This window comes from Bacillus sp. S2(2019) (assembly GCF_005144805.1).
Classification (GTDB): Bacteria; Bacillota; Bacilli; order Bacillales; family Bacillaceae; genus Bacillus; species Bacillus altitudinis.
The window spans coordinates 710290-734744 of sequence record NZ_SWFL01000002.1; the positions used below are offsets into that span (position 1 = coordinate 710290).

General features: G+C 41.9%; 25 protein-coding genes and 1 riboswitch. Of the genes, 6 read left to right on the forward strand and 19 right to left on the reverse strand.

Going from position 1 to position 24455, the window contains the following annotated elements:
• Positions 1 to 99: 99 nt before the first annotated feature.
• Genes thiE through cidR form a run of 3 tightly spaced genes read right to left on the reverse strand, consistent with a single transcriptional unit; the run spans position 100 to position 2505 of the window.
• Entirely contained in the window at positions 100 to 789 is a 690-nt protein-coding gene (gene thiE, locus FBF75_RS08770; protein ID WP_025208193.1) for a thiamine phosphate synthase, read from the reverse strand.
• Positions 776 to 1600 (reverse strand): hydroxyethylthiazole kinase, encoded by an 825-nt coding sequence (gene thiM, locus FBF75_RS08775; protein ID WP_136944636.1) that lies wholly within the window; start codon positions 1598 to 1600, stop codon positions 776 to 778. Before thiM ends, thiE begins: the two co-directional genes overlap by 14 nt.
• Before the next feature lie 17 nt (positions 1601 to 1617).
• On the reverse strand, positions 1618 to 2505 hold the full coding sequence (cidR, locus tag FBF75_RS08780; RefSeq protein ID WP_035702495.1) for a cidABC operon transcriptional activator CidR: 888 nt from the start codon (positions 2503 to 2505) through the stop codon (positions 1618 to 1620).
• A gap of 165 nt (positions 2506 to 2670) precedes the next feature.
• Here cidR and FBF75_RS08785 point away from each other — a divergent pair, with 165 nt between their 5' ends.
• Together FBF75_RS08785 and FBF75_RS08790 are read left to right on the forward strand one after the other, a co-directional pair.
• Positions 2671 to 3054 (forward strand): CidA/LrgA family holin-like protein, encoded by a 384-nt coding sequence (locus FBF75_RS08785; RefSeq protein WP_008345527.1) that lies wholly within the window; start codon positions 2671 to 2673, stop codon positions 3052 to 3054.
• A complete protein-coding gene (locus tag FBF75_RS08790; RefSeq protein ID WP_007497850.1) occupies positions 3048 to 3728 on the forward strand; it encodes a CidB/LrgB family autolysis modulator in 681 nt (226 codons plus the stop codon). The genes FBF75_RS08785 and FBF75_RS08790 overlap by 7 nt, the downstream gene beginning before the upstream one ends.
• Positions 3729 to 3765: 37 nt before the next feature.
• On the opposite strand, the gene FBF75_RS08795 is transcribed toward FBF75_RS08790, so the two are convergent.
• Positions 3766 to 4947 carry a class I SAM-dependent rRNA methyltransferase gene (locus FBF75_RS08795; RefSeq protein ID WP_136944637.1) on the reverse strand — a complete coding sequence of 394 codons (1182 nt, stop codon included), beginning with the start codon at positions 4945 to 4947 and terminating at the stop codon, positions 3766 to 3768.
• A gap of 117 nt (positions 4948 to 5064) precedes the next feature.
• Here FBF75_RS08795 and FBF75_RS08800 point away from each other — a divergent pair, with 117 nt between their 5' ends.
• Entirely contained in the window at positions 5065 to 5448 is a 384-nt protein-coding gene (locus FBF75_RS08800) for a VOC family protein (protein WP_008345541.1), read from the forward strand.
• 87 nt (positions 5449 to 5535) lie between these two features.
• Here the strand turns inward: FBF75_RS08800 and FBF75_RS08805 are convergent, their stop codons facing one another.
• From FBF75_RS08805 to FBF75_RS08815, 3 genes are all read right to left on the reverse strand, one after another.
• Complete coding sequence (locus FBF75_RS08805; protein WP_007497858.1) at positions 5536 to 6264, reverse strand: amino acid ABC transporter ATP-binding protein; 729 nt, start codon at positions 6262 to 6264, stop codon at positions 5536 to 5538.
• Positions 6261 to 6905 carry an amino acid ABC transporter permease gene (locus FBF75_RS08810; RefSeq protein ID WP_007497860.1) on the reverse strand — a complete coding sequence of 215 codons (645 nt, stop codon included), beginning with the start codon at positions 6903 to 6905 and terminating at the stop codon, positions 6261 to 6263. Before FBF75_RS08810 ends, FBF75_RS08805 begins: the two co-directional genes overlap by 4 nt.
• Positions 6906 to 6975: 70 nt before the next feature.
• The gene (locus FBF75_RS08815; protein WP_007497862.1) at positions 6976 to 7740 is read right to left on the reverse strand and encodes a transporter substrate-binding domain-containing protein; all 765 of its coding nucleotides are present in this window, start codon (positions 7738 to 7740) and stop codon (positions 6976 to 6978) included.
• Between the two features lie 529 nt (positions 7741 to 8269).
• On the opposite strand from FBF75_RS08815, the gene FBF75_RS08820 reads away from it, so the two are divergent.
• Both FBF75_RS08820 and FBF75_RS19660 read left to right on the forward strand, forming a co-directional pair.
• Positions 8270 to 9355, forward strand: a complete 1086-nt coding sequence (locus FBF75_RS08820; RefSeq protein WP_136944638.1) for a Rap family tetratricopeptide repeat protein — start codon at positions 8270 to 8272, stop codon at positions 9353 to 9355.
• A gap of 19 nt (positions 9356 to 9374) precedes the next feature.
• The gene (locus FBF75_RS19660; protein ID WP_017368302.1) at positions 9375 to 9524 is read left to right on the forward strand and encodes a hypothetical protein; all 150 of its coding nucleotides are present in this window, start codon (positions 9375 to 9377) and stop codon (positions 9522 to 9524) included.
• A gap of 50 nt (positions 9525 to 9574) precedes the next feature.
• Here the strand turns inward: FBF75_RS19660 and ywaC are convergent, their stop codons facing one another.
• The 5 genes from ywaC to FBF75_RS08845 all read right to left on the reverse strand — a co-directional run bounded on the left by ywaC (position 9575) and on the right by FBF75_RS08845 (position 15827).
• Complete coding sequence (gene ywaC, locus FBF75_RS08825; protein WP_007497867.1) at positions 9575 to 10207, reverse strand: GTP pyrophosphokinase YwaC; 633 nt, start codon at positions 10205 to 10207, stop codon at positions 9575 to 9577.
• Positions 10208 to 10301: 94 nt separating this feature from the next.
• Positions 10302 to 11315: an ABC transporter permease gene (locus FBF75_RS08830; protein WP_046526779.1), complete on the reverse strand. Its 1014-nt coding sequence runs from the start codon at positions 11313 to 11315 to the stop codon at positions 10302 to 10304.
• The gene (locus tag FBF75_RS08835; RefSeq protein WP_136944639.1) at positions 11312 to 12808 is read right to left on the reverse strand and encodes a sugar ABC transporter ATP-binding protein; all 1497 of its coding nucleotides are present in this window, start codon (positions 12806 to 12808) and stop codon (positions 11312 to 11314) included. The genes FBF75_RS08830 and FBF75_RS08835 overlap by 4 nt, the downstream gene beginning before the upstream one ends.
• A gap of 72 nt (positions 12809 to 12880) precedes the next feature.
• Complete coding sequence (locus FBF75_RS08840) at positions 12881 to 13999, reverse strand: sugar ABC transporter substrate-binding protein (protein ID WP_035389900.1); 1119 nt, start codon at positions 13997 to 13999, stop codon at positions 12881 to 12883.
• Positions 14000 to 14172: 173 nt separating this feature from the next.
• A riboswitch (SAM riboswitch) is annotated at positions 14173 to 14282 on the reverse strand.
• 117 nt (positions 14283 to 14399) lie between these two features.
• Entirely contained in the window at positions 14400 to 15827 is a 1428-nt protein-coding gene (locus FBF75_RS08845) for a DUF1565 domain-containing protein (protein ID WP_136944640.1), read from the reverse strand.
• 359 nt (positions 15828 to 16186) lie between these two features.
• Here FBF75_RS08845 and FBF75_RS08850 point away from each other — a divergent pair, with 359 nt between their 5' ends.
• Positions 16187 to 17278 (forward strand): branched-chain amino acid aminotransferase, encoded by a 1092-nt coding sequence (locus FBF75_RS08850; RefSeq protein WP_136944641.1) that lies wholly within the window; start codon positions 16187 to 16189, stop codon positions 17276 to 17278.
• Between the two features lie 324 nt (positions 17279 to 17602).
• Here the strand turns inward: FBF75_RS08850 and FBF75_RS08860 are convergent, their stop codons facing one another.
• From FBF75_RS08860 to FBF75_RS08890, 7 genes are all read right to left on the reverse strand, one after another.
• Positions 17603 to 18001, reverse strand: coding sequence for a hypothetical protein (locus tag FBF75_RS08860; protein WP_007497884.1), 399 nt, complete (start codon positions 17999 to 18001; stop codon positions 17603 to 17605).
• Between the two features lie 117 nt (positions 18002 to 18118).
• Positions 18119 to 19447 (reverse strand): 6-phospho-beta-glucosidase, encoded by a 1329-nt coding sequence (locus tag FBF75_RS08865; RefSeq protein ID WP_007497885.1) that lies wholly within the window; start codon positions 19445 to 19447, stop codon positions 18119 to 18121.
• Positions 19444 to 19770 carry a PTS lactose/cellobiose transporter subunit IIA gene (locus tag FBF75_RS08870; protein WP_008345561.1) on the reverse strand — a complete coding sequence of 109 codons (327 nt, stop codon included), beginning with the start codon at positions 19768 to 19770 and terminating at the stop codon, positions 19444 to 19446. The genes FBF75_RS08865 and FBF75_RS08870 overlap by 4 nt, the downstream gene beginning before the upstream one ends.
• Positions 19771 to 19796: 26 nt before the next feature.
• Positions 19797 to 21146 (reverse strand): PTS cellobiose transporter subunit IIC, encoded by a 1350-nt coding sequence (celB, locus tag FBF75_RS08875; protein WP_007497888.1) that lies wholly within the window; start codon positions 21144 to 21146, stop codon positions 19797 to 19799.
• A gap of 14 nt (positions 21147 to 21160) precedes the next feature.
• Positions 21161 to 21466: a PTS sugar transporter subunit IIB gene (locus FBF75_RS08880; protein ID WP_007497889.1), complete on the reverse strand. Its 306-nt coding sequence runs from the start codon at positions 21464 to 21466 to the stop codon at positions 21161 to 21163.
• A 121-nt stretch (positions 21467 to 21587) separates the two neighbouring features.
• Complete coding sequence (locus FBF75_RS08885; RefSeq protein WP_057078884.1) at positions 21588 to 23531, reverse strand: BglG family transcription antiterminator; 1944 nt, start codon at positions 23529 to 23531, stop codon at positions 21588 to 21590.
• Between the two features lie 242 nt (positions 23532 to 23773).
• Positions 23774 to 24388 (reverse strand): class F sortase, encoded by a 615-nt coding sequence (locus FBF75_RS08890; RefSeq protein ID WP_057078883.1) that lies wholly within the window; start codon positions 24386 to 24388, stop codon positions 23774 to 23776.
• Positions 24389 to 24455: the final 67 nt, after the last annotated feature.

Sequence of the window (24455 nt, forward strand, 5' to 3'; positions counted from 1 at the left end):
TATTTACCTGTCATTTCGAAAATAATCGAACAATTAGATTGTACACAATTGTATCTCTACTGTCTATTTTTCACGCAGATAAGAAAAGACATGGATGAGTCAATCCATGTCTTTTAGAGATGAAAGAGCTGCTTTCTCTGACTCGACGAGAGATGTTAGTTCTTCCGCAGCTTTTTTCGGATCAGCGCTTTGGCTAATGGCGCTAATGATGCTAATGCCATCGGCTCCCGCTTGGATGACTGGTGCCGCATTTTCATATGTGATACCGCCGATGCCCACAATAGGAATGTGAAGACCGTGTTGACGTACTTCGTTGATTAAAGAAACACCTTGGACACTGCGTGTATCCTTTTTTGTTTCTGTAGGATAGACTGGACCCATCCCAACGTAATCTGCCCCGTCCTTCATCGCTTGCCTCACTTCATCTAGATTGTGCGTGGACACGCCTAATATTTTATTCCCGATTCTTTGCCGTACATCTTGTGCAAGTGTATCTTCCTGCCCAACATGGACACCATCTGCATCAAGATCGATTGCAAGTTGTACATCATCATTTACGATAAAGGGAATATTCGCTTCTTGGCAAAGTGCTTGAATCTGCTGAGCGATTTTTTTCTTTTCTTCACCTTGCAGAGCACCTTCACCCTTTTCACGAAACTGAAACATCGTGATCCCGCCTTGAATGGCCTCTTTCACCACATCAAGCGGATGCCGGCTTGTATTCGCTGTTCCCATAATAAAATAAACCGATAATTGCTGTTTGATTAGCTGCTGATCAACCTTCGTCATGCAAAACTCCCCCTATTTTCCCTAACGTGATCACATCTTGACCATTTGTATTGGATAGCGCGTTTAACAATTCGATTTGAAAGGTGCCTGGCCCTTTCTCTTCTGTCTGCTGAGCTGCCTTTTCTGCAGCGACACCATAAAACAGCAGAGCTGATGCCGACGCATGAATGGGCCGTTCCCCTGTTGCACAAAATGCCCCTATGACAGAGGTGAGTAAACAGCCAGTCCCTGTCACCTTGGTTAACCATTCGTGTCCATTATGAATAGACAGAACCTCTTCTCCATCTGACACGACATCCACTTCCCCTGTAATCGCCACAACGGTTTGAAGGGCTTTTGCCGCCTGCTTTGCTAAAGACGATACATCTCCATTTGCCCCTTTTGCATCAACCCCTTTTGACTGCCAGCCTTTCACTCCAATTAAATGAGCTATTTCAGCAGCATTCCCTCTGACAACAGTGATGCCCACTTGCTGTAACAGCTGTTTCGCCGCACTCGTCCGAAACGTTGTCGCACCAACACCAACAGGATCTAATAGAACCGGTACACCTTTTTCATTGGCCGCTTGTCCAGCAATGACCATCGCCTCCACCGTATCCTTTGTTAGTGTGCCGATATTCAGCACAAGTGCATCCGCTAATTGCGCCATTTCTGCCACTTCTTCTTTGGCATTTGCCATGACTGGAGAAGCACCTAAAGCAAGCAGTCCATTCGCTGTAAAGTTCGTCACAACTTGGTTGGTGATATTATGGACAAGCGGATTTTCCGCTCGAACCTTTTCCAAAAGATGAGACACGCAGCTTAATTTCATCTGTATCGTCCTCCCTTTTACTCTGCATCCCACACATAGGATTTTGTATGCTTTAACCATTCTCTTGCAGCAAAGGACAAGTAGCGGTCCTTTCGCCAAATGACACCCAAATGCCAAGGAATAGACGGATTTAAGGAAATGATCCTCACTTTATCAGGATCTAGATCACGGCAAATCCGTTCAGGCAGAAGCCCGATTCCAAGGTTCTCAGCAACCATTTCACTGATGAAATCCCATTGTGACGTTTCATAAATAACGTTCGGCCTGAATCCCGCATTCATACATTCATTTAAGATTCGGCTGTGCAGAACGAAATCTTCTCGAAAGAAAATAAAAGACTCTTCCTTTAAATCAGCCAAATGAACCTCATCACGTCCTGCCATCGGATGTGATGGATGGGTGACAAGCTTCATATCCTCTTTAATGATGGTGTATGTATGAAAAATTTTATCATTTGCAGGCAGAACAATGACACCAATATCTAATGATCCATCCTCTACCCCTTCCTCTACTTTAATGGAGCCATGCTCCACCAATTGAAAGGTGACATCTGGATACTGCTGGCGGAATTCCCCCATCACATTTGGGAAAAAGCTTGATCCAATCATGGGCGGCAGTCCTATTCGGATATGTCCTTTTTTCACATTCATTAAATCATTTAATTCACTCGTTAAATTCTGAAAGGACTGTGTGATTTCACTCGCCTGTGTATACATGGTTTGTCCAGCATCTGTCATTTCAACCTGTCTGCCATTACGGTAAAACAACTGCACACCTAGCTCATCCTCAAGGTTTTTGACCATCTTGGAAATGGTCGGCTGCGACACATAGAGCGATTGCGATGCTTTCGTAAAACTCTTTAACCGTGCCACTTCTAAGAAATATGTTAAATGTCTGATGTCCACATGGTTCACCCTTTCTATAGACAAAAGGAATACTAACTATTCGATATATGTATTTTACCTATAATAGAACGTGCTGTACACTTTAAAGTAAGCTCACCGATTAGAACGTTGTGTTGTTTTTGTGAAACAGTGAACAATTTATATAGAAAAAGGAGTGAACAGAAAGTGCAATTGCTCAAAACGTCGCTGATTGCTACCCTTCAGATTATGGCTTTATTTGCTTTTGCGAAATTGATGAATGTGCTGGCGGCCTTTTTGCATTTGAGAATTCCGGGCACGATCTTAGGCATTCTTGTCATTTTCTTATTACTTCATTTTAACATCATTAAATTAAAATGGATTGAACTTGGCGCCGTATGGCTGCTCGGAGAACTGCTGCTCTTCTTTATCCCTTCAGCAGTAGGTGTGATTGATTACGGAACATTACTTTCTCAATCTGGCACAAGTATTGTCCTTGTGGTTTTACTTAGTACCTTTGTGGTCATGCTCTCGACTGGCATGATGACGCAGATGATTGCGAAAAGAAAGGAGCGAAAAAAGCTATGTTAGTTGGCGGACTATTTTTGATCCTAACCATTCTGATCTATCTCGGATCAAAAGCGGTTTATAAACGTCATCCGAAAGTCTATGTCTCCCCTTTACTTGTGACACCGGTTGTTCTTGTGGTCTTGCTGTTAATCGTGAACATTCCTTACGATGCTTACAATCAAGGCGGAAAATGGCTGACAAATATGCTTCAACCTGCGACTGTGGCATTTGCCATTCCTTTATATAAGTATTTTCACATTCTGAAGAAGCATGCAGTAGAAATTATTTTGAATGTGGCTTGCGGTTCTATCGTTGCAATTTTATCAACAGCGTTTATCGCCAAATTGTTTCATTTGGACACGAGTCTGATCGAGAGCCTCGTCCCAAGATCCGTCACAACACCTGTTGCGATGAGTGTGTCTGAAATGATTGGCGGGATGCCGTCCGTTACGGCTGTATTCGTCATTTTAACAGCATTATTTGGCTCAATCATTGGACCATTGGTTATCCGTTATTTCCGTATTGATAATGACATTGCAATGGGCGTTCTGCTTGGTACAGGAGCACATGGTGCAGGCACATCGAAGGCCTTTGAACTGAGCTCGGTCTCAGGCACGATCTCAAGTGTGTCCATGATCATTTCGGCCATTATTACATTATGTGCAGCGCCTATCCTGATGTCGTTTGCCCTATAGAAAAAGCCATTTCCCTCTATCGGAAAATGGCTTTTTCTTATGCTTGGATGAAGACAACCTTTAAATAGTTCCCCTCAGGATAATTTTTCGTTGTACGGAAGTCCTCAGGAAGTGTATATTCCTCAAGAATACGATACGTTTTCCCAGATTCTTTAAAGGCCTGTGCAATAAATCCTTTAAACTTTTTCATCCCAAATGCACTGCTATTGGTTGACGCCACAATGACGCCGTTCTCAGCTGTGATCTGGATGGCTTCTTTTAATAGTTTCTTATAATCCTTCGCTGCACTGAATGTGTGTTTCTTCGTTCGTGCAAAGGATGGTGGGTCCAAGATCACAACATCATAGCTCCAGCCTTTTTTCGCCGCAAACGGGAAATATTTAAAGACATCCATGACTTTGATATCCTGCCCGTCTACATCAATGCCATTCACTTCAAACTGCTCAGATGTTTTTTTCAAACTGCGGTTTGCAACATCTACACTTGTCGTACGGTTTGCTCCGCCAAGCGCTGCTGCTACAGAGAAAGCGCCGGTATAGGAGAACGTATTAAGGACGGTCTTTCCTTTTGCATAGCGATCTCGAATTGCTTTTCGCACATGACGCTGATCAAGGAAAATACCTGTCATCGCACCATCATTTAGATAAACCGCCACGTTCATCCCATTTTCTTTGACGATAAGAGGAAATTCACCTTTCTCCCCTTTTACAAAATCGTCATCTTCGATATATTGTCCAGACGTATCAAACCGCTTCTTTTCATAAATGCCTTTATAGTTAGGATACACCTGCTCAATCGCAGCCAATACATCTTCTTTTAATGTATAAACACCTTCGCTATACCATTGGATGAGATAGAATCCATCATAATAATCAATCGTGATTCCACCAATTCCATCCCCTTCTCCATTGAACACACGGAAAGCCGTCGTCTGTGCATCACGAAATAGATGCGTTCTGCTTTTGGATGCCTGTTCAAGTTTAGAAACAAAAAAGGCCTGATCTATTTTTTCGTTAGCGTCAAAGGAAAGTACCCAACCGATGCCTTTATTTTGCACACCATAATATCCTTTCCCTAAAAAAGAGCCTCTTTCATCTACCCATTCAATGAGTTCGCCTTCCTGTACACCATTCACACGCGACACAGCATCTTTTGAAATAAGCGGATATCCCTTTTTCACTTGTTCTGCAAATGTTTGTTTTAATGAGATTTTTTTCATTTGTGTCATCCTTATCCTAAATTGACTCTCTCTATCCTACCATATGAATGTATACGTTACTTCTATTATGATAAGATGAGGAGAAAAATATCAACTCGACATAGAGGAGGCTCTTTTTTGACAACATTACGCTTAGATCATACAGGGATTATGGTGACAAATATTGATCAGTCCATTGATTTTTATGAAAAAGTGGTGGGCATGAAATTAAAGGATCGCATCACTCATACAAACGGAGTCATTGAACTTGCCTTTCTTGGCTTTAAAGACGAAGCAGAAACGGAAATCGAACTCATTCAAGGGTATAGCAGTGACCTTCCATCTGAAGGAAAGGTCCACCATCTCGCCTTCACAACAGATAATATCCACGCGGAATTCAACCGTATTCAAAAGCTGCAAATTGAGCTAATAGATGAAGAAATCACAACATTGCCCAATGGCTATTGCTACTTCTTTTTCCGAGGGCCAGACCAAGAGTGGATTGAGTTCTTCCAACGATAATATTTCCTAGGAAATGCATGCGAATCGGTATATTCATTCTCGTCACAAAAGAAAAAGAGTAAGAGCATACCTGCTCTTACTCTTTTTTTATAGCACCTTACTAAGAAACAATTTGGTACGCTCGTGCTGCGGGTTTCCAAAGAGTGCTTCTGGTTTGTCTTCTTCGACGATATATCCGCCATCCATAAAGATCACACGGTCTCCCACTTCTCTTGCAAAACCCATTTCATGTGTGACGACAATCATCGTCATTCCTTCGACTGCTAATTGTTTCATAACAGCTAATACATCCCCAACGACCTCAGGGTCAAGAGCAGATGTCGGCTCATCGAATAAGAGCACTTTCGGGTCCATCGCCAAGGCTCTTGCAATGGCAACACGCTGTTTTTGTCCACCAGATAATTGGTTAGGGTAACTTTTGGCCTTGTCTTTCAAGCCGACCTTTTCAAGCAAGTCTAATGCTTTATCGACTGCCGCTTTCTTCTCCATCCCTTTTACTTTCACCGGTGCGATCGTGATATTTTCTAACACGGTTTTATGAGGAAATAAATTAAAGTGCTGAAACACCATACCAACTTCTTGTCGTACTTTATTGATATTCACTTTTGGGTCTGTAATCGTATGTCCGTGGACAACAACTTCCCCAGCCGTAATATCCTCTAATTTATTGAGACATCTGAGAAATGTGCTTTTCCCTGATCCTGAAGGACCAATGACACATACAACCTCTTTTTCCTCGATGACTGCATTAATATCCTTTAAGACTTCGTTATCACCAAAGGATTTCTTCAAGTTTTTCACCGTAATCATACTCATTTCACATCAAATCTCCTTTCTGCGTAGCTAGCCAGTAGAGAAAGTAAATAAATGATCACGAAATAAATGACACCGACAATGAGCCAGACATTCAAAGGATCAAAGGTAGCCGATGCTTGAACTTGTCCCCGCTGCATGATATCAGCAATACCGATAATCGATAAAAGAGAGGTGTCCTTCAAACTGATGATGGCTTGGTTCGTAATGGCTGGAAGCATACGGCGAAATGCCTGTGGAAGGACGATAAAGCGCATGTTTTGTCCACCTGTGAATCCTAAAGAGCGTGCGGCTTCAGTTTGTCCTTTATCGATGGACTGAATCCCTGCACGAATAATTTCTGAGAAATAAGCTCCTGCGTTAATCGCTACTGTAATAATCCCTGCCGGCACTCGGTCAAGTGAAATGAATTCAAGTGTATTAAGCCCAAAATAAATGAAGAATAGCTGTACGATAAATGGCGTACCTCGAATGGCATTGACAAAAACGAGTGAAATAAAGTTCAAGATTTTAAATGGTGATAGGCGGAATAGTGCCACAATCAACCCGATGATAAAACCTAAAATGATAGCAACAACAAAGATATATAATGTGGTTTGCAAACCATCCATTAAATACGGAAATGCATTAACAATCGTATCCATGTTTCTCCCTCCCTAATTCACATATGGTTGACACATAAAGAAAGCGCGCTCTGAGCGCGCCTCGCTTGTGTTATGACTTCAAATATTTCTCAATAATTTTGTCATATTCACCGTTTTTCTTTAGGTTTTCCAGCCCTTTATTGATTTTCTTCAATAAGTCCTGGTTTTTACCCTTCATCACTGAGATCCCGTATTGGTCTCCATTCAAGCGATCTCCAACTGTTTTCAATTTCAAGTCTTGCTGTGCGATCGCATACGTAATGACAGGATAATCCTCAATTAAAGCATCTGCATTTCCATTAGATACTTCTTGGAACATAGATGGACTGTCATTGAATTGAACTACTTCATACCCATATTTGTCTGCGTTATCTGTTGCAAATTTTGCACCTGTTGTCCCATTTTTAACAGCTAGCTTTTTCCCCTTTAAATCATCAATCGATTTGATGCTGCTGTCCTTTTTCACAACAACTGTCAGACCAGCGTCGAAGTATGGATCTGAGAAATCCACTTTCTTTTTACGCTCATCTGTAATACTCATACCACCCATTCCAACATCAAGCTGACCTGCTTGCATCGCTGGAATGATCCCTGAGAAATCCATTGCTTCAAGTTTCACTTTGAAGTCTTGGTCTTTCGCAATGGCGTTAATTAAATCAACGTCTATTCCCACCGTTTTTCCGCCCTTTTCAAATTCAAATGGCGGATATGTTACATCTATCCCGATTTTATATGTGCCTTTGCCTTCTCCCGAACCGCTGTCTGATTTTGAACCACAGGCTGCCATGACGAGCACAACAATTAGTCCCATGATCAGTAACATCGATTTCTTCATAAAACACGACCCCCAATTGTCAGTTTTGTCTAAATATTCGCAACAACAATCTTACTATACCACGCTAAAGCTATACTGTGTGATATTTTTTATCAATACCAAAGATCCATACAATTCTAGATCGATAGTCTCTTTAAATTTTACTTTTTTGCGAATAACTCATTTTATTCTGAAAGAATCATGTTTCACAATATTCATGTGATATAATCTCACAAAAAACCGAGAACACCCCTTTATCAATACCACTTCTTTCTCACCTATGAAAAAAACCTCTTTCACTGTCTCTCTTCCCCTATTGATATCCTGATATATTTTTTCCAACATCCTCTTTTTACCTAAAAAAATGTAAGCGTATACAATTTGATCGCTACTCCCTATTTTTTTCACTACTGGTTGAATTTACATCAAAAAACATGTTTTACAAATTGAGATAGACCGCTTAAAATATAAGAAGATACTTAATATGGAAAGATGATTCAGACAAATAAGAATCCGCAGAAATGAATAGGTGAAGAAAGGAGGATACCAATTGGCAGAAACAGGTGTTTTGTCATCCGTTGATGTAGCAAATATGCTAAATGACTGGTATGTCTTGATGAAAAAAAGAGACATACAAGAAGCCATACAGCTAAAAGGAGAGATTCTTCAAGCATTTGATCGAATGGAAGAGAATCAAGACGTCTTACTCTACTATCAACTTTTAGAATACCGTTTCAAAGATTTAGTCGAAGATACAGCTTCGTTAGATCACAGTCTTTTTGTGGATGAAAATGCGATTCGTACAGATGATATGCTCAGCTACTATTTCTATTTCTTTAAAGGCATGTATGAAATGCGCAGAGGGAATCAAGATTCAGCATTTCACCATTTGAAATTGGCAGAGGATAAATTAGATCTCGTTCATGATGACATTGAAAAAGCAGAATTCCATTATAAAACAGGCTGTCTATACTATAATATAAGATCCACACTTCTCTCCATCCACCACTTAAAAAAGGCTTCGTCTATTTACGACGCAGATCCATGTTATGTGAAAAAATCAATCAGCTGTCAAATGATGCTTGCTCTGAATTATGCGGATCAATCTAAATATGATGAGGCAGAAACTTTGTTTCAACAGGTGATTTACTCACTAGAACAGATGGAGGATCCGGATTTACTTGGCCACGCATATTGCAATGCAGCTTTTATTAAAAGTCTAAGAAATGAATACAGTGAAGCTGTGCCGCTCCTAGAAAAAGCTTTATTGATTGAGTCATTCGAAACTTCTTCCCCAGGCGGCTATTTACTGGCCTTGTATGCCTACACGAAAGCGCTATTTAAGCTGAAAAAGCCTGGTTTGTTCCACTATTATGTACAGCTTTCACTTCAAAAAGCAGAAAATTTAAAACAACGAAACATTTCACTTAAATTATCCATTTTAGAAACATTGATGCTCCAGCCAAACAACATGATTGAGCAGATCATTTCTTATTGTGATCAATTAGAATCTATGAATTTCCTTGTTGATCTTGAGGCTATCTGTCAGGATGTAGCCGCCTACTTAACTGAAAATGGTCTACCTAAAGAAGCGATTTATTTTCAGAACAAGGCGTTGTCATTCAAAACTTGTTAAGAAGATGGAGTGATGTATGATGAAAAAATGGCTGATCTCAAGCGCGATTTTTGCGCTCTTGTTCACAGGTGTTTGGATTGGTACTTCTACACAAAAAGGCAGCCCGTCTGCACAATCGCAAGATGACGGTACGATCATTCAAAAGAGAGATCGAGGCACCAACCCTTAATAAGACTGAAAAGAGTAGCTGTCATTCAAAACAGCTACTCTTTTTATTGGTTAATCAATTTCTCGTTTGATATTTTGCATTTTTTCATCTAAGTAGTGAGCGATATCTGCCGCTTCCTTTAGTTCATCGGTGAGCTGATGAGGAACATCGTTTTGCAGTTTATAATAGATTTTATGTTCGAGACTCGCCCAGAAATCCATCGCAATGGTCCGCACCTGAATTTCAACCTTCACATGCTCCACACGATTCGTTAAGTAAACAGGAATCTCAACAATTAAATGAAGACTTCGATAGCCATTTGGTTTCGGATGCTGAATGTAATCCTTCACTTCAAGGATCTTTAAATCCTCTCTTTGCCTCAGAACATCAATAATGTTATAGATATCTTGAATAAACGAACAGATGATGCGGACACCAGCGATATCATGTATGTACTCCTTGGCACATTGTGTGGTGATGTCACATCCTTTTCTCGCTAGTTTATTCACGATGCTTTCAAAGGATTTGATCCGTGATTTAGTATGCTCTATTGGGTTGTGTCCATGGATTAAATTATATTCCTGACTAATAATCGAAAACTTTGTATCCATTTCATCTAATGCAAATTTATATACTAATAATTCATTTTTCCAGTCTTCCATGACACTTTTCAAATCTTCTACATGAGTTGCTGACATATTCATTTCTTTTTGTCATCTCCTTTTGGCAAACAGCTGTTACACTGCTTTCCGTTTACTAGACGGAGAGAGGACGCAAATGGTTTTAAAAAAATACATCTTAGCTCCGCTGTTTGTAATAAGTCAGCGCGAGTGCCAGTGCAAGCACAGATCCTTTCACGATATCCATTGCATAATACGGGACAGACATCATCACAAGTCCATTTTGCAAAATACCGATGAGCACCGCACCAATAAACGTACCGAATGCGTTTGGTTTACCTGCTCCCATGACTGAAAACCCGATAAAAGCAGCAGCTACCCCATCCATTAAATATGGCGTTCCTGCGTTAATTTCTGCTGTCATCACCCTTGATGCCAGCACGATACCACCGATCGCCGCAAATAAGGCAGACAACAGATATGCTGCGATTTTGTATTTGTTCACATGAATACCAGACAATCGGGCGGCTTCTTTATTTCCACCAATGATATACATCAATCGCCCATGCTTTGTGTAAGTCATAAAAACATGTGCAAAAAGCACAATGGCCGCCATAATCAAAATGATATAGGGTACCTGCCCAATCTTGCTGAAAAAGGCAGGGATGGTGCCAGTTGAAAAAGTGCCATCAGGCAGCACCATATTTTCAGAAATGGTCGCACCTTTCGTATAGGTTTGTGCCAGCCCTTGAATGATAAACATCATGGCTAGTGTCATGAGCATATCTGGAATCTTCATTTTGACAATCATCCAAGCATTCAGCAAACCGACAATAAGAGAAGCCGCCAGCGCAGAAAGGATCGCAATGAGTGGGTTTTGCGAGAACCATACAAACATGGAGATCACAATTGCATTTGATAACGTAGCAACTGAGCCTACAGATAAATCAAAGCCGTTCACTGCTAGTGAGATCGTCAGCCCTACCGCAATGATGGTTACAATCGAGATCGATCGTAAAATATTGATGATATTTCCTGACTGTAAAAATGCCGGATTGGCTGCCGCAAAGACAACAATCAATACGACAATCGTTAAGATGGTGCCATATTGATAAAAGAAATCAAACAGATGAAAGGATGGCCGCTGTTTCTTGATTTGTTGAACTGGGGCTGAAACTTGTCGTTCACTCATGATTGTCCTCCTGTTGAATGATATAAAAGCTCTTCTTCAGTCATTGGTGCCGTCATTTCCCGGGCAATGCTGCCATCATATAAGACGTATACTCGGTCGGCGATTCCTGCAATTTCTGAAAGCTCACTTGAAGCATAAATAACCGCTTTTCCTCTTTCAGCTAGTTCTGCAATGAGAGAGAAAATGTCCTTTTTTGCTCCAACGTCTACACCTTTGGTTGGTTCATCAAAGAGATAGACATCCGCCTCAGCCAACAGCCATTTTCCAATTGCAATCTTTTGCTGATTTCCACCAGATAGATGCTTCACCTTCGCTTCAAGAGAAGGTGTCTTGACGCCAAGCCGCTTGACGATTCCATCTGCTGCCTTCCGTTCCTTAGAACGATGTAAGAAGCTGAACGGCCGTGTAAACGAACGTAGACTTGCAGCTGTTACGTTCCATCCAACAGTTTCTTCTGTTAGAATCCCTTCTTTTCTCCGTTCTTCAGGCACAAGGGCAATACCCGCTCTCACAGCGTGATGAGGCGACTTGATATGAATGGTTTGACCATGCAGCTGCACAGTGCCTGACTTTTTTTCTGAGGCGCCGAATAGGGCTTTGCACAATTCTGTTTTACCAGCACCGACTAGTCCTGCAATCCCGAGAATTTCTCCTTTTTTCACATGAAGATGAATGTTGTTTAATTTATGCTGGTCATGCAACTCTTTCACGTCAAGCACAATCGGTGCATCCTCAAGCGTTGTACGAGATGGGAATTGTTCCTCTAATGGCGCGCCAAGCATTTCTTCAATGACCTGCTTTGGATCGGTTTCTTTAATGAGGTGTGCCGCCACATCGGTTCCATTCTTCATCACAGTCAGTTCATCACAGATGTTGAAAATTTCTGGCATGCGATGCGAGATAAAAATGATGCCTGTGCCGTTCTTTTTCAATTGATGAATCATTGAGAATAGCTTGCTTGTTTCTGCATGACTAAGTGGAGCGGTTGGTTCATCCAAAATTAAAATGCTGCATTTGATCGACACAGCCTTGGCAATGAGCACCATTTGTTTTTCTGCCAGTGTCAAATCACTCACAAGACGCTTCGTCGAGATGTCAATGTCCATCTCTTTTAACAGCTGTGCTGCCTTGCGGTGAATCTCTTTCCAGCGGACGAATGGATTTTTCTCAATTTCATGGATCATCATATTTTCGCCAACACTTAAATATGGCACTAGAGCTGTATCCACTTCTTGATGGACGGTCTGCACACCGTATGAGGCCGCATCCTTCGGAGTATGAATGGTCGCCGCCTCGCCATTGATGTGGATGGTTCCTTCAAAATGTGAATGAGCACCAGAGAGAACTTTCATTAACGTTGACTTCCCAGCACCGTTAGCCCCAATCAGGGCATGGACTGTGCCTTTTTTTAATGTGAAATTTGCTTGATCTAACGCTTTGACTCCTGGGAATTCAATCGAAATGTTTTTCATATGAACAAGCGGCGTTGTCATAGGTGTCCTCCTTCTCTCCTGATCGTCAATTGAAAAACGAAACACCCTCTATGAAAAGAGAGTGCACGTGGTTTATTTTGCATAATGCTTCTTCAAGGTCTTCATCCAGTCTTCTTCAAAAGCAGTCGATGATCCGAATCCTTTTACTTCTTCTGCAAGATTGACCATATTGATGGCCTTTCCTGCATCCTGAAGCTGCTTTTGTGAAATGAGAGAGGCCTCAAGGTCATAGGAAGATGGCGTTTTCTCACCAGCTAGTTTCTTCGCAAGAATCCTTACGTCGATTGCACCAATGAGCTTCGGATCGACAGCGGCAGTGTACTTCCAAGGACTGTCTTTCGCAGTCATTTCTTGGAGATCGGCATTAGATACATCAATACCGTATATTTTCACTTCGGTTCTTCCTGCTTCTTTTAAAGCTCTTGCAGCACCAATCGCAAATGCATCCCACGTGGCAAAAATCGCATCCAGTTTACCCTTTGGATATTTATTTAGCATAGCCGCAACCGCATTTTGTGTTTGAACTGATGTATCAGAGGCCGCAACGCCAAATCGGTCAAGTTCCTTGATCCCTGTATGCTGTTTGAGCGTTTCTTGGTACACCTTGTTTCGTCTCACCATTGGAGGGAATCCGTCTACCCAAAGATACGCAATATTTGCTTTCCCTTTAAAATCAGCCACGAGTGCATCTAATGATTTTTTCGCTAATTGCTCGTCATCTTGAGACGTCACTGTGACTCCTTTGATATCCTTCAGCTTCGGATTTGAATCAAACGCCACAACTGGAATGCCTTTCGCCGTGATCTTCTTCACATCAGCGACTGTCGCCTCATCATCCCCATGAGAGATGATAAAGCCATCATAGTTTTCTTCTAGTGCTTGAGAAATGGCATCATGAAACTTCGCCGTATCACCATTTGCCGTGTAGACATCTACTGTAAAGCCTAGCGCTTCCCCTTCTGCCTTCGTTCCTGCTAAAAACTGAGCGGTATGATCGTCCCCGCCAATTTTACGGATGACTTTAATTTTTGCTCCCTGTCCTTTTGCAAATCGCTTCGGGACATTGTCAAAGGAAACCTTTTCGTTTGCATTAGCCTTTGAGCCTGCGCTTGATCCCGTACCGCAACCAGATAATAGCACGGTCAGGACCGTCAATAATACAAGAGATGATGTCCAATATTTACGTTTCATTGCTGTTCCTCCTCAAGTTGTTTTATTTTTCACATCGGAAAACTAGGTAAAAAAGTGGAAATATGCCTGTGAACCCCGTCGTTTGATTCTCAAAAAAGAGATCAAAAAAAGCCTCTCTTGATAAAGAGAGGCTTGATCACCGTTGCATGAAACATGTATCGGGAAGTCTTCCTCTCTTATCTGTCAAAGCTGTAACAGCTTTGCAGGAATTAGCACCAATTTCTTAAATAGAAACGGTTGCTGGGCGTCATAGGGCCAGTCCCTCTGCCTCTCTTGATAAGAGATCCGTTATGAAATTTGATTTAGTTGAAATGTCTTCTTTACTTTAATGTGATGTCTCATCAATGTCAATGACTTTTTTGAAAATTTCTAAAATGATCATTTACACCGTATACCTTGTTTAACTGCCGATGATTTTCTTAGCAGGTGAAGATGCCTTAAGACGGAAATCATATTTTTTCTCATTCACAAATTGGGGATTGAGGTGTGCTGATCCTTTATCTTGACCGCTTTTCGAGCGATACGTTTTGTAGCCTTCCATCCATTTCCCTCGCCATACCCACTGAGAGGCTTTTGCACCTTTGCGGTCATCGTAGACATTCTTTTGGAATGTATTCTTCTTGTTCACTTCGTAGAGATTCACGACTAAGTAATGCGAAGCACTGGCTGTCATGATATTATTCGTGATTCGATTGTTCACCGATTGATATTGCATGAGCAATTGACCGCCTTCTAAGCCGGCTGTGTCATTTTTATACAAAATGTTATGGGAGATGGTCGTGTTTGTCGTTCCGCCGCGCTTCTTGTCATATCCGCCAATGGAGATGCCTGTATAACGATTTAAATATACTTGATTGTGCTCAATGCGAATGCGTTCGGCCATCTTCCCTTTATGTTCACTTGTGACCTCAATCCCAAGGTCATTATGATGGCTGATGTTATGATCAATCACGATGTCTTTCCCGCCATCCACATAGATTCCTCCTGCGGAGATATCCTTGCCGTACGCTGGATTCCCAACACTCGTAATCTCATAAACTTTGTTTCTAGATACGACACCATTTCTCACTTGATCATACTTTTTAGAAGGTGCGACATTTTCAAAACCAATTAAATCAATCCCGATATTGTCCGTATGCCGGACTGTATTATGTGTCACGCGGAATTTTTTAACGTTTCCGTTTAGCACAAGGGCTTCACTAAAACCTAGCTTTAACTTTTCCACAGTGTTTCCTTTGATTTCAATGTCTTCAATGGCTGCAGGTGCTTTCGTTCCATAGACCGCAATGCCATGAGCATTCCCATTTTGATGTGTCGTCTGAATGTCGTACACACGGTTGTTAAGCAGTTTGACGCCTTTGCCGCTTCCTGTGATGAATATACCGATGGGTGTCACATCTTCTTGATTCGTTTTAATATGACCGACTGTCAGCCCTTTCAGGGTGATATAGCTTTTTTGATCAATCTTCACAAGACCACCGTCTGCTTGATTTCCTTTAAGAGATGCTCCGCTAATGACAGGCTTCTCTTTTCCATACGCTTGAAAAACAACTGGTGCTTTCTTTGTTCCAGAATGGCGGACAATCAATTTCTCTTTGTATGTACCGCCTCTCATATAAACTGTTGTCCCAGCTTTCGCGATACTTGCCGCTTTTTTCAGCGTACGGAAAGGCTTTTGCTTTGTCCCTGGATGTTTGTCGTTCCCATTTGCTGCGACGTAATAGGCAGTACCTTGCTTCGCACCAGCCTCCTCCGTCATCGCTTGACAGCCAAAACTAATGGCGGTCATCAATAAAATCAATAAGGCGCCTGATATCATTCGTTTCATCTCGTTGTTTGCTCCCTTCCACTCTCTTCTACCTTTATCGGTTAAAAAAAAGAGGATTAAAATATGGCAATGCCCCTTGCAATGTACTAGTCAAAAGGTGTATGGTTGAAAGAATATCTTACAGGAAAACAAATCGCTTTTAAATTGTCAGATTAATCAGTTAATAATGAAATTGGATTTTATTTCTAAGGGGAAACTTCAGTAAAAACACGACAGAGAGGAGGAAAGCGCTTTAACAGATTTTTCTTGTCTGAATTCCAGAAAACCTATTGCTAATATTTTGTGAAGGTATAGAATAGAATCATAATTATTTCATATTATTAGAATTTTCAAATAATCAAACAGCAAGGAGATTTACGATGCCAAAACAACCCATCCGCGTTGAACTTAGTTCAACAAAAAAACCAAAACCTCAATCTGATCAACTTGAATTCGGAAAAATCTTCACAGACCACATGTTTGTGATGGATTATTCAATTGATAAAGGCTGGTATGATCCGAGAATTATCCCTTATCAGGCGATTCCAATGGACCCAGCTTCTATGGTTTATCATTATGGCCAATCTGTTTTTGAAGGCTTAAAGGCGTATGTGTCTGAGGATCAAAAGATTCTTTTATTCCGTCCCGAAAAAAATATGGAACGCTTAAACAGATCAAATGACCGTCTATGTATCCCGCAAATTGATACAGAAACGGTTTTAGAAGGCTTAAATGAACTCATTCGCATTGATAAGGATTGGGTACCTGATGCAGAGGGCACTTCTTTGTATATTCGTCCATTCATTATTTCTACTGAGCCCTATTTAGGTGTTGCACCGTCAAGCACCTATAAGCTGATCATCATTTTATCTCCAGTAGGTTCTTATTATAAAGAAGGCATCCATCCGGTCAAAATTGCGGTGGAAAACGAATTTGTCCGCGCCGTTAAAGGCGGAACAGGGAATGCCAAAACAGCTGGAAACTATGCATCGAGCTTGAAAGCACAGCAAGTTGCTGAAACAAAAGGATTTTCACAAGTCCTGTGGCTTGATGGCATCGAGAAAAAGTACATTGAAGAAGTCGGCAGTATGAATATCTTCTTTAAAATCAATGGAGAAATCGTGACGCCTGAACTGAATGGCAGCATTTTAGAAGGGATCACACGGAATTCTGTGCTTGAGCTGTTAAAGCATTGGGAAATCCCTGTGACAGAACGTAAAATTTCAATTGATGAGTTAATTGAAGCACATCAATCCGGTGAACTTGAAGAAATCTTCGGGACAGGAACGGCAGCCGTCATTTCTCCTGTCGGTGAATTAATTTATGACGATCAGCCATACGTCATTCAAAATGGTCAAACAGGCGAAGTATCGAAGAAATTGTACGAAGCGATTACCGGAATCCAAAAAGGAACTCAGCCAGATATCTTCGGCTGGACAGTAGAAGTCGATTCGGTCGTCAAGCAGGCATAAGCAAGCTAAAGAACCTTTCATTTGATGAAGGGTTCTTTTTTTGTTTCTTTATCTCCTTCACTACCTCATAATGGAAAATATGGATCTATTCCACGCTTAAGGAGTGATGATATGTTTTTTACTTATTTACTAGCGTTCTTTGGGATTTGCATCGGATCAATCATCATCGCTACAGGTTTCGATGATTCATCGTTCTTCACCCGTTTTCTATTTAAGTTTCTCGGAATTTCTATCTTTGTTCTTTCCATTACTTTTGTAAAAGTGAGGCGAAAGAGGTTACGCAACAAAAAGGCGAAAAAGACTTAGATGTCCATCAGCCTCTCATCAAAGCGTGCACCAAAACAAGACCGATATCCCCACAATGGCCCCTGCATATATCCACTGTTTCCCTTTGATACTCCGCTTTCTCTCGATCAGTAAAAAGATCTCTGGTAAAAAGACGATGATGATTTCTAGGATAAAAACAAGATGATAAACTGGCGGCATCGGCTGGAAATCAAAGTCTCTTTCATCTCCACCGATGGTTGCGAAATACATTAACAGATTGGTTACTGGAATAGTAAAACAAACGAGCAGGCGGAGAACATACATCCACACATCCTGTCTATGCCGAATCAGGCCAATAAATGAAGCGATGATTCCATACAAAAACAAAACCACTGTGCCGTAACTAAGTAGAGGTTGAACGATAAAGCCGTAAAGCATTAACCCAATTGCCACCATATTCTAACCGTCCTTTCTTTGAAGCAGTACATGTTGTTTTTTCTATCATACACTGCTTTCTCCGGTTTCCATATGAAAAAATCATAAAAAACGACCCCATAAAGGGGCCATTTTATTTTACGCATTCACTGATTTGAAGAACTGCGGTAAATATTCACGGTGCGCTTCAAGCATTTCATCTAAGATTTGCTTTGCAATTTCGTCAGAAGGAACGAGTGGATTGATGGTCATGGCGACAAGAGCCGTCTCGTAATCTCCTGTCACAGCTGCTTCAGCTGCCACACGCTCGAAAGACTTGATTTGTTGAACGAGTCCTCTCACAGCCACAGGCAGATCACCTGTCGCGATTGGTTTTGGTCCGTCCTTTGTAATGATACAGTTCACTTCAACCGCTGATTCGGCCGGAATGCTGGCAATCGCTCCTCTGTTCACTGTGTTTACCGGTTGAATGTCATGTTTATCATTATAGATGGAGCTGATCAAATTACATGCTGCATCGCTGTAATAAGCTCCGCCTCTTTTTTCGAGTTGCGGCGGTTTAATCGATAAATCTGGGTCTTTATATAACTCAAACAATTCATGCTCGACTTGCTGCACAACCTCTGCTCTTGTTCCTTTTTCTTGAGCCGCTTTTTGTTCTTCCTCCAGCATATCTTTCGTTTTATAGTAATAACGATGATACGGACATGGAATAACCCCTAAGCCTTTGACGAAAGAAGGCTCCCAGTTTTTCGCTTCAATATTCCTCATCGACCACTGGCTATTTGGATTTCCTAATTCATCGAGCACTTGATCCATAATGCTGACCCCGTCTAAATACACATCTAAGCCATAGACCATGTGATTGAGGCCTGCAAATTGTACTTCAATGCGTTCGACATCGACATCCAGCGCTTTTGCAATGCCCATTTTGATTCCAATCGGCACATTGCATAGACCGACCACTTTTTTCAGATTCGTGTAGCGTAACACCGCCTCTGTGACCATGCCTGCTGGATTTGTAAAGTTCACCAGCCAGGCATCTGGGCAAAGCTCTTCCATATCCTTCACGATGTCTAGAATGACTGGAATGGTGCGTAGACCTTTAAATAAACCGCCTGGACCATTCGTTTCCTGTCCAATGACGCCATATTTAAGTGGGATTCTTTCATCCTTGGCTCTGGCTTCGAGCAGTCCTACACGAAATTGTGTCGTGACAAAGTCCGCATCTTTCAGAGCTGCCCGGCGGTCAAGGGTGAGGTGCACTTCAATCGGCAAACCTGCTTTTTCAACCATACGTTTTGCAAGGGCACCCACGATGTTCAACTTTTCCTGACCTGCTTCAATATCCACAAGCCATAATTCCTTTACAGGCAATTCTTGATATCGTTTAATAAACCCTTCGACGAGCTCAGGCGTATAGCTTGATCCACCGCCTATTGTGACAATTTTGATTCCGTCTTTCATGAATTGACACCTCCGAATTGCTTCATTTTTTCATGGAGCTCAATGATTTCAGCTGCAAGCTCCTTGACGGTCATAGCGTTCATCAGATGATCCTGTGCATGAATCATCAAGAGACTGACGTCGGTTTTCTCTCCTCTGATTTCTCCTTGGATTAGCTCTGTCTGTGCGTGATGCGCCTCATTTAACGCGTCTTGTGCTTCCTGCAATTTTTGCTTCGCCTCATCAAAATTGCCTTGCTTTGCACATGTAATGGCCTCCATGGCCGAGCTTCTGCCATTACCACCGTGCAAGATGAGTTGAAACACAATTTGTTCCATTTCCATCGGCCGCATCCCCCTTGTTCCCTCTATTACATGCTGACGACATTTTCATCTGTTGATGCTTTTGCTTCAAGCTCATTTTCTTCTTTCAATTTCTGCTTATCCCACATTCTAAAGAATGGATAGTATAGCGCAAATGACAAGGCAAGGTTAATCAGCTGCATGACCGCGCCAGAGATTTTCCCGCCTGTTGCGAGATAGCCTGAAATGATTGGCGGCATTGTCCACGGGACAGCGATCCCTGCCGGTTTTGCTACAAGTCCTGTGCTCATTCCGATATATGTGGTGATGATCATCATAATTGGCGTAAGGATAAACGGAATGAGAAGCATTGGGTTCATCACAATCGGCATTCCAAAAATGATCGGTTCGTTGATGTTAAAGATGGCTGGCCCAATCGCAAGACGGCCAAGCTGTTTCATTTGTTTACTTCTCGCACGCAAGATCATGGTCAGTACCAAAGCAAGCGTCGCGCCGCTTCCGCCGACATTGATAAAGATTTCAAAGAACTGCGCTGTGAAAATATTCGGCAGCACTTCTCCTGCTTGGAAGGCAAGACGGTTTTCATCCATCGCACCGAGCCAAATCGGACCCATGACTCCGCCGACAATGGTGGCTCCGTGAATACCACATGCCCAGAGGAGCATTTGCACACCGATGGCAACGATACTTCCGCCTAAGCTTCCACCAAGAATGGATAGTGGTGTGCCGATTAAGACCGTGATGATATTATGAATACTCTCAAAAGGTGTCATCTCAATCAGAAGCCTAGCGACCCAGATCAGCGTGATGACCACAAAACCTGGAATAAGTGCGATAAACGATTTACTAACTGCTGGCGGTACACCATCAGGCATTTTGATGACAATATTCCGCTGTACAATAAAGCGGTAAATTTCGGTGGAAAGCATGGCAATAATCATGGCAACGAATAGCCCTTTACTGCCCATCAGTGTGACGGGAATACCGCCATTCACGAGGATAGCTTCTGTTGATCCTTCAGGTGTGAACGGGACTTGATAAGGTGTGGCTAGAAGGAAAGCTGCGACAGCAATTGCACCAGATGACAGTGCATCGACTGCATACTTTTCAGCTAACCTGTACGCGATCCCAAAGGTCGCAACAAGTGCCATAATGTCAAAGGTGGCATTCACAGGATAGGATAGTTTCGTGGCCCATTCGGCTCCGAAGACACTTGCCATAAAATCGCTGTATCCTGGAATCGGAAGGTTGGCTAAAATGAGAAACAGTGAACCGACGATAATGAGAGGCATGGTTAAAACAATTCCGTCACGCAATGCTTGTAAATGTCTTTGAGCGGCAATCTTCCCTGCAAACGGCATAACCTTCTCTTCTAGAAATCGGTTGAATCCATTCATCCCTTCCGCCCCCTTTATCCGTTCACTAACTGTTCAGCAGATTTTAAAACCTCAGCACCATTACATACGCCATAATGCACGGTATTAATCACGTCTACTGGAATTCCTTTGTCTTCTCCGAGTTTTTTCATTTGCGGTAATAAATAACGAACTTGAGGTCCTAATAAAAGCACATCGGCTTGATCAATATGATTTTTTGCAGCATCTCCAGATACTGCCCAAATACGATAGTCTTTTCCTTGTTCTTGTGCACTTTTCTCCATTTTTGTGACAAGTAAGCTTGTTGACATACCTGCTGCACAAACTAATAAAATGTTCATTGTAAACGCCCCCTTTTTGAAGTATGAAGCTTTTCTTTACACATTCATCATATTATGAAACCGCTTTCATAAACACCCATACTTTTTCCTTTAGGAAGCGGAAAAAGTTAATATCACACCATTAGTTCTTGTACGAAGGCGCTTTTTTATCCATGACATCCAGCATGTCTTCAAAGGTGTCACAGGTGATGAGGTGCTGAATAAATTTCACATGATGGACAAGCTCTCCAAGCAGACGGTACATGCCTTTTAAGTCTTTGGCATTCTCTTTTTCGACACAAAGCAAGCACACAAATTGAACTTTTTTCTCTCCCCAAATAATCGGTTTTTCTAATGTACAGATCGCCCAAAACGTCTCTTCTGTCAGCGGGGTCATCGGATGCGGAATCGCTGTATAATGCCCAAATGAAGTCGGTGCAGACTCTTCTCTTTCCATCACAGATTGTGTAAGTTCTACTGGCGCTAAGCCCATGTCAATGACCTTTTGCGTGAGAAAGTGTATGACCTCTTCCTTTGTTTGAAAGGCGCGTTTTGTAAAGACCAATTCCTTTTTCATATATTGCGTGGCTAATGTCACTCTTGTTTCACTTGTCAAAGCTTCTTCTATTTTTAAAAAATCACTGCCTCCTAAAATCGTGTTCACTTGAATGACAGGAATCGGTAAATCCATATGAATGGGAATGGTCGTAATAATTAAATCCAATGCATGTAAAGAGACATGCGGAAGGGAATAAAGCTCTGCTGTTCCTAAAATGGTCAGCTTCGACCCAAATTGTGACCGCAAACGATCTTGAAGTAGCCTTGCACTCCCTGCACCAGACGCACAGACAATCAGGCATCGCTTCGGTGGTATCTCCATTTTCCTGCGCTCTAAGGCCGCACCAAAATGAAGTGCCATATAGCCGATCTCATTTTCATGAATGGACAAACCTGTCTCTTCTTCAATGACCCTGCTCGCCACAATCCCTGCTTCAAAGGCAATTGGATAGCCCGCTTTGATCTCATCTAGCATTGGATTTCTTAAATTCATTCCATACTTACACCGATTGATCGCTGGCTTTAAGTGCAAACTGAGGCCAATCAGCAATTCCGCATCTCCCGCTAAATCCAGCTGCAATTTTTGATCAATGGCTTTCAGCATCAGCTGAACAAGACGGCTCGTGTCATCATCCACAATTTGTTTTTGACCGCCCGTTGAAAAAGACTGTACCATTTTGGCTGTTCCTAGCAAATGGATGGCGATATAAACGATTTCCTCTTGTGGAAATGAGACATCCAGCAGCCCTTCAAGACGCTCAACCATTTTTTTGGCTACCTTGTATTCTTTTGCCCTTGGGATTTCGTTGATTTCTTCAGGCAGCACAGATACATAGTTTCCGTGTCTAATCCGTTTACAGGCAATAGCAATATGAACAATTAAATTATTCATGCAAATGTCTGATAGATTCATTTTTTCCTCGTTGATATAATCAATCATGGTTCTCTGAATCAATTCCAGCTCATGTTTTGGCAAAATCGTAACCGCCGTGTCCAGCATTGTTTGATAGGAACGCCGTTCATTGAATAAATATTCTGACATGCAATAACGGATTTTCATCTCAGATCCTTTAATCCGGCAGCCTTTATTCGGCTTTGCTTCCAGCTTCAGATCAAAGGGTTCGAGCTTACGTTTGACCCATTTCATGTCATTACTCATCGTCGATTTACTAATAAACAGCTGCTCCTGTAAGTCTTCCAGCTTCACATATGATTCCGCTAGAAGCAGCTTTTTCAAAATAAATCGAACTCGTTCTTCTGGAAGAACAGCAAGCGGTTCTTCCTGTTCGACTTCTTCCTTCATAAAACGGCGAAAGGCATTCTCATCGTTGATCAACAGCTCATAGCCAGCGCCTCTAACAGCTGATACAGCTGCTTGATATGGGGCTAGACGCTCATTCAGTTCCTTGATGTCTGTTCGGATGGTGCGGCTTGTCACTTGTAAACTGACAGAAAGCGCTGCGCTCGTGAGAGGAGTCTCAGCTGCCATCAGCTGACTTAAAATGTGCGCCAGTCTTTTACTCAGCATTAGGTCGGCCTCCTTCATTTAGGGTGGAGAATCTGCCTTGTTTGGACAGGTTGTATACGCTTACAGTTCTCTTCATTACTCATATTCTACTGAAAAGAAATAAAAATTGCCAACTCATTTATATGACAAACGCCCCTATTTATACAACCAACCATATCTAATGACCTATGAATCTTCTTCTAAGATGCTGTTGTGGAAATCATGAAAAAAAGGCGTTACACCTCCGTGTATCCGCCTTTTTCTTATGAGGAAATCAGTTGTGTAAAGACAACCAATCTTTTTTCATGTGTACCGGCTGCATGATCAAAAGTTCCCGTACATGTGATGAAATTGAGATTCCGTGTAAAGGCGTACCCGAAAAAAGCATTTGGTTTCTCATCACGCGGATAGCTTTTCAACTTGAGAACCTCAAAGGTTCGCTTTTCACCTGACGAGGATGTCACAATGACTTTGTCTCCCTTTTTTAGCTCCTTTAGTCGATAAAAAACAGCTGGACCCCACTTATTATCAACATGTCCATTTATGACAGCATTCCCTTTATCACCAGGCTTCGGACCATCTTCAAACCAAGCCGTGTGATCTGTATTTTGCGGAACACCCATACTGCCATCCTTTGATAAAGTCGTTTTCTCCACTTTTGCTTGGACATCAATCGCTGGAATGGAGATGTCAGCGGGGACAATACCCGATGGCTCATCTTTTAACGTGTCGTGTGAATGAGATTGATTCTTGGCTTGTTTTGCTGTCATTGGCTCAGGAGATGATGCAGTTTCAGAGGATGACTTTTCATCTATTGATTGGGATGCGCAGCCCGTGATGATGAGAAGCGTAAGAATACCAAACAGCCATCTTTTCACGCAAGTCGACCTCCTTTTGAAGAAAGGAACGGCACGATTGTGCACGTTCCCTCTTGTCTTGATATTG

Excerpts from the sequence above, each read along its gene's own strand:
- FBF75_RS08880 (WP_007497889.1), bottom strand. The coding sequence starts at position 21,466 with ATGAACATTTTATTAGTTTGTGCAGCAGGTATGTCAACAAGCTTACTT.
- FBF75_RS08810 (WP_007497860.1), bottom strand. The coding sequence starts at position 6,905 with ATGGATACGATTGTTAATGCATTTCCGTATTTAATGGATGGTTTGCAA.
- FBF75_RS08840 (WP_035389900.1), bottom strand. The coding sequence starts at position 13,999 with ATGAAACGTAAATATTGGACATCATCTCTTGTATTATTGACGGTCCTG.
- FBF75_RS08815 (WP_007497862.1), bottom strand. The coding sequence starts at position 7,740 with ATGAAGAAATCGATGTTACTGATCATGGGACTAATTGTTGTGCTCGTC.
- FBF75_RS08830 (WP_046526779.1), bottom strand. The coding sequence starts at position 11,315 with ATGAGTGAACGACAAGTTTCAGCCCCAGTTCAACAAATCAAGAAACAG.
- FBF75_RS08795 (WP_136944637.1), bottom strand. The coding sequence starts at position 4,947 with ATGAAAAAAATCTCATTAAAACAAACATTTGCAGAACAAGTGAAAAAG.
- FBF75_RS08835 (WP_136944639.1), bottom strand. The coding sequence starts at position 12,808 with ATGACAACGCCGCTTGTTCATATGAAAAACATTTCGATTGAATTCCCA.
- ywaC (WP_007497867.1), bottom strand. The coding sequence starts at position 10,207 with ATGAATATGTCAGCAACTCATGTAGAAGATTTGAAAAGTGTCATGGAA.
- FBF75_RS08870 (WP_008345561.1), bottom strand. The coding sequence starts at position 19,770 with ATGGAAATGGAACAAATTGTGTTTCAACTCATCTTGCACGGTGGTAAT.
- FBF75_RS08845 (WP_136944640.1), bottom strand. The coding sequence starts at position 15,827 with ATGAAACGAATGATATCAGGCGCCTTATTGATTTTATTGATGACCGCC.
- FBF75_RS08790 (WP_007497850.1), top strand. The coding sequence starts at position 3,048 with ATGTTAGTTGGCGGACTATTTTTGATCCTAACCATTCTGATCTATCTC.
- FBF75_RS08865 (WP_007497885.1), bottom strand. The coding sequence starts at position 19,447 with ATGAAAGACGGAATCAAAATTGTCACAATAGGCGGTGGATCAAGCTAT.
- celB (WP_007497888.1), bottom strand. The coding sequence starts at position 21,146 with ATGAATGGATTCAACCGATTTCTAGAAGAGAAGGTTATGCCGTTTGCA.
- thiM (WP_136944636.1), bottom strand. The coding sequence starts at position 1,600 with ATGAAATTAAGCTGCGTGTCTCATCTTTTGGAAAAGGTTCGAGCGGAA.
- FBF75_RS08805 (WP_007497858.1), bottom strand. The coding sequence starts at position 6,264 with ATGAGTATGATTACGGTGAAAAACTTGAAGAAATCCTTTGGTGATAAC.
- thiE (WP_025208193.1), bottom strand. The coding sequence starts at position 789 with ATGACGAAGGTTGATCAGCAGCTAATCAAACAGCAATTATCGGTTTAT.
- FBF75_RS08885 (WP_057078884.1), bottom strand. The coding sequence starts at position 23,531 with ATGCTGAGTAAAAGACTGGCGCACATTTTAAGTCAGCTGATGGCAGCT.
- FBF75_RS19660 (WP_017368302.1), top strand. The coding sequence starts at position 9,375 with ATGAAAAAATGGCTGATCTCAAGCGCGATTTTTGCGCTCTTGTTCACA.
- FBF75_RS08850 (WP_136944641.1), top strand. The coding sequence starts at position 16,187 with ATGCCAAAACAACCCATCCGCGTTGAACTTAGTTCAACAAAAAAACCA.
- FBF75_RS08860 (WP_007497884.1), bottom strand. The coding sequence starts at position 18,001 with ATGGTGGCAATTGGGTTAATGCTTTACGGCTTTATCGTTCAACCTCTA.